A 3,991-nucleotide genomic window follows, 5' to 3' on the forward strand; every position below is an offset into this window, starting at 1 on the left:
GAATATGACAGGCGGGCGCTCGGCTCGGAGGATGACAATTTCCGCCTCGACCCGATGCCGGCAGCGACCTGCCAGGCGGAGTTCGCGCGCATCGACCCAGTCGCCGCTGCGCTCGGAGCTCCGCTACGCGAGCGGCTGAAGCCGGACCAGGCGTTCTGCTATGGGCGCGACTACGATGCAGCGCATCTCGGCTCGCACCCCGATCAACTCACCCAGTCGATCCGGGTTTTCCGCGGCAAGGTAGAACTGGCGTCCTTCGCCTCGGGCGGTGACACCGCCAATTGGCCAGACGGCGCCGACATTGCCGTTACCGTCACCACACGGCAGAAATCGGCCAAGGTGACGCAGACCTATTCCTGCCAGGGCGAAGCCGACCAGTGGCGCTGCGCGGCCAGCACGAAGATGAGCAATTTCTCCTGCGACATCGCGCAGAAGGAGATTTTCCTCAAGCGTGGCGCCAACGGCACGATGATGCTGGCCAACCCAAACAGCGCGCTTGCAATCGTCGACCTGTGTTCGAAGGCGGACGCCGGAAAGACGAAATCCGACGACAAGGTCTATCGGCTGCAGCCGATGCCGCAATCGGCCTGCTCGCCTTGAGCTTCAATGGAGGGCGCGAATGGATAAGGCAAAAGTCTTTTGGTCTGGCGGATCGCAAGCAGTACGCATGCCGAAGAAATACCGTTTCGATACCGGCGAGATTTCAATCCTTCGCGAGGGCCGAGCGGTCGTTCTCGAACCGCTTGCGCAGGATTGGGTCTGGCTCGACAGTTTGACCGGGCCACTTGACGACGATTTTGTTGAGGCAGCTTTGGAAGGCCGATAGAGACTGGCGGCGCAGACCATAGGATCCATGCGTGACATCTGAGCGCTGCTGCGGTGCAGAATTCTGTTCCGCTGCACTCTACGGACAAGGTCGCGGCATGGATCTTCGGGTCTCCGCGACGGAGCTTCGCTCCTGCTTCGCCCGTGGATGACGAAGTCGAGAAGCTTCGGTTAATTTTCCCAAGTCGCTACAGGAAATCGCCTCAGGCAAACGGCACGGCGGTTGTGCCCTTCGGCAGCTTGGCCTCGTCGTCGGGCTCGACGTGGATGGTGACGCGCACCGAGGGGATTTCGGCCTTCAGCGCGTCCTCGATGCGGTCGCAGATGACATGGCTGGCGCCGACCGACATGTCTGCGTCGACGACCAGATGAAACTCGATGAAGGTGGCGCGGCCGGCGATGCGCGTCTTGAGGTCGTGCACTTCAAGCGCGCCCTTGCAGTTGGCCGAGATGACGTCGCGGATGCGCATGTGCTCCTGGGTGTCGACGGCGCGGTCCATCAGCCCGTTCATCGACGAGCCGATGACATGCCAGCCCTGCCACAGAATGTTCAGCGCCACGAGGACGGCAAGTGCGGGGTCGAGGATCTGCCAGCCGGTCAGGATCGCCCCGACCAGGCCGCCGAAGACCCCGATCGAGGTCACCACGTCGGTCATGATGTGGTTGCCGTCGGCGACCAGTGCCGGTGATTTCTCCGCCCTGCCGGCGCGGATCAGCGTCCAGGCCCAGAAGGCGTTGATAATCGTGGCAACGCCGTTGACCGCAAGACCTTCCCAAGGCTGTTCCAAGGGTGACGGAGTCTGCCAGGAGCGCCAGACCTCGTTGAGGATCAATAGCGCGGCAAGCACGATCAACACGCCTTCCAGCACTGCCGAGAAATACTCGGCCTTGTGATGGCCGAAGGGATGATCCTGGTCGGCCGGCTTGTGGCTGATCTGGATCGCCCAGAAGGCGGCGACCGAGGCGATGACGTTGACGATCGATTCCAGTGCGTCCGAATAGAGTGCGACTGAGCCGGTGACGTACCAGGCGGCAGCTTTCAGCGCGAGCACGACAAAGGCGACGATAATCGACCAGAAGGCGAGGTTCGCGACCTTGCGCTTCGCGGCCGCCTTGGCCGCGATCGCCATCGTGTTCTCGGCTTCGGCCATGATCGTCAGGCGGCCTTTTCCTTGGCCTTGCGCGGCAGGTGGGCGACGATGTTCTCGATGATGCGCATGCCGGCATTGTGCCCGAGCGTCATGATCGATTCCGGGTGGAATTGCACTGCGGCGATCGGCTCCTTGCGGTGCTCGAAGGCCATGATGACGCCGTCCTCGGTCTCGGCCGTGACGATGAAATCGTCGGGCAGCCGCACCGGATCGGCAAAGATCGAGTGGTAGCGGCCGACGGTGACTTCCTTGGGCAGGCCGGAGAAGATGATGCCGGGCTTGGAGACGCGGATGCGCGACGGCTTGCCGTGCATCGGTATGTGCAGCTGCCGCAGTTCGCCGCCATAGGCCTCGGCCAATGCCTGCAGGCCAAGGCAGACGCCGAAGATCGGCAGTTCGCGGGCGCGCGCCTTCTTGATGGTTGCGGCGCAATCGAAGTCCTTCGGCGTGCCGGGGCCGGGCGACAGCACGACGAGGTCGGGTTTCAGCCGGTCGAAGACTTCCTCATGCACCGGCGAGCGAACGGTCGAGACGTTGGTGCCGGTCTGGCGAAAATAATTGGCCAGCGTGTGGACGAAACTGTCCTCGTGGTCGACCAGCAGGATGTTGACGCCGTCGCCGACGCGCGCGGTGGTGCGCTCGGTGCTGGCGGAATTGCCTGTCTTGGCGTCGCGGATGGCGGAGAGCATGGCGGATGCCTTCAGTTCGGTTTCGGCTTCTTCTTCCTCGGGAATGCTGTCGAACAGCAATGTGGCGCCGGCGCGCACTTCGGCAATGCCGTCCTTGATACGGATGGTGCGGAGCGTCAGGCCGGTGTTCATGTCGCCGTTGAAATTGACCATGCCGATCGCGCCGCCATACCAGGCGCGCGGGCTCTTCTCGTTCTGCTCGATAAAGCGCATGGCCCATAGCTTCGGCGCGCCGGTGACGGTGACCGCCCAGGCATGCGACAGGAAGGCATCGAAGGCATCCATGCCTTCGCGCAGCCTGCCTTCGATGTGGTCGACCGTATGGATCAGGCGCGAATACATCTCGATCTGGCGCCGGCCGATAACGCGCACCGAACCCGGCTCGCAGACCCGCGACTTGTCGTTGCGGTCGACGTCCGAGCACATGGTCAGCTCGGATTCGTCTTTCTTCGAGTTGAGCAGTTTCAGGATCTGCTCTGAGTCGGAAATTGCGTCGTCGCCGCGCTTGATGGTGCCCGAGATCGGGCAGGTCTCGACGCGGCGGCCGTTGACGCGCACGAACATTTCGGGCGAGGCGCCGATCAGATATTCACCTTCGCCCAGATTGATGAAGAAGGAATAGGGCGACGGATTGATGGCCTTCAGCTTGCGCGAAATCTCGGACGGCTGCGTCTCGCAGCGCTCGTAGAACATCTGGCCCGGCACGACCTCGAACAGGTCGCCGCGCTTGAACGAATCCATCGCCTTGCGCACCAGGTCGGCGTATTCTCCGGGTTCATGGTCGCCGCGCGGCGGGATGCGGTCGGGGCTCTTGAACGGCTCGGAGATTTCGTCGCGCGGCAGCCCTTCGGTCGAAAAACCCTCGCCGGCATAGTCGTAGCGGTCGGTCCATGCCTTGGCCGAATAATGGTCGACGACCAGGATCTCGTCAGGCAGGAACAGCACCAGGTCGCGCTGGCTTGGCTTGCGTTCGAGCTTGTAGTCTACCGGGTCGAACTGGAAGGCGAGATCGTAGCCGAAAGCGCCGTAGAGACCTAGATTGGCGTCTTCCTCGGTCTTGAACAGAGCGGTGATGGCGCGCAGCACCGTGAACACCGAAGGAACGCGGCTGCGCTCTTCTTCCGTGAAGACACGGCCGGGCTTGGCGACGTCGAGACGGATGAGCCTTTTCGATGTCTCGGCGATGGTGATATCGGCCAGGCTACCCAGCGCCTTGCCGATGACCGGCAACAACACCTCGCCACGGCCGTTGAGGGCCTCGACACGCATGGCGCGGCCGCGCGCGGAGATAACCAGAGGCGGGTCGATGATGGCGGTGTCCCAGCG

General features: G+C 62.9%; 3 protein-coding genes and 1 pseudogene. 2 read left to right on the top strand and 2 right to left on the bottom strand.

All coding sequences use genetic code 11. The features are described from left to right. Nucleotides 1–600, top strand: a pseudogene (locus ENZ74_RS24325) (hypothetical protein); the annotation flags it as partial. A 19-nt stretch (nucleotides 601–619) separates the two neighbouring features. After that, on the top strand, nucleotides 620–826 hold the full coding sequence (locus ENZ74_RS24330) for an AbrB/MazE/SpoVT family DNA-binding domain-containing protein (RefSeq protein WP_013529937.1): 207 nt from the start codon (nucleotides 620–622) through the stop codon (nucleotides 824–826). Nucleotides 827–1,028: 202 nt separating this feature from the next. Here the strand turns inward: ENZ74_RS24330 and ENZ74_RS24335 are convergent, their stop codons facing one another. Then, on the bottom strand, nucleotides 1,029–1,976 hold the full coding sequence (locus ENZ74_RS24335; protein WP_013529938.1) for a cation diffusion facilitator family transporter: 948 nt from the start codon (nucleotides 1,974–1,976) through the stop codon (nucleotides 1,029–1,031). Between the two features lie 5 nt (nucleotides 1,977–1,981). Next, on the bottom strand, nucleotides 1,982–3,991 hold a 2,010-nt coding region (locus ENZ74_RS24340; RefSeq protein ID WP_127313040.1), incomplete at its 5' end, for an anthranilate synthase.

The organism is Mesorhizobium sp. M7A.F.Ca.CA.002.15.2.1, from assembly GCF_003998715.1.
In the GTDB taxonomy this organism is placed as follows: domain Bacteria; phylum Pseudomonadota; class Alphaproteobacteria; order Rhizobiales; family Rhizobiaceae; genus Mesorhizobium; species Mesorhizobium ciceri.

Coding starts and splice junctions, on each gene's coding strand:
- ENZ74_RS24330 (WP_013529937.1), top strand. CDS start 620: ATGGATAAGGCAAAAGTCTTTTGGTCTGGCGGATCGCAAGCAGTACGC.
- ENZ74_RS24335 (WP_013529938.1), bottom strand. CDS start 1,976: ATGGCCGAAGCCGAGAACACGATGGCGATCGCGGCCAAGGCGGCCGCG.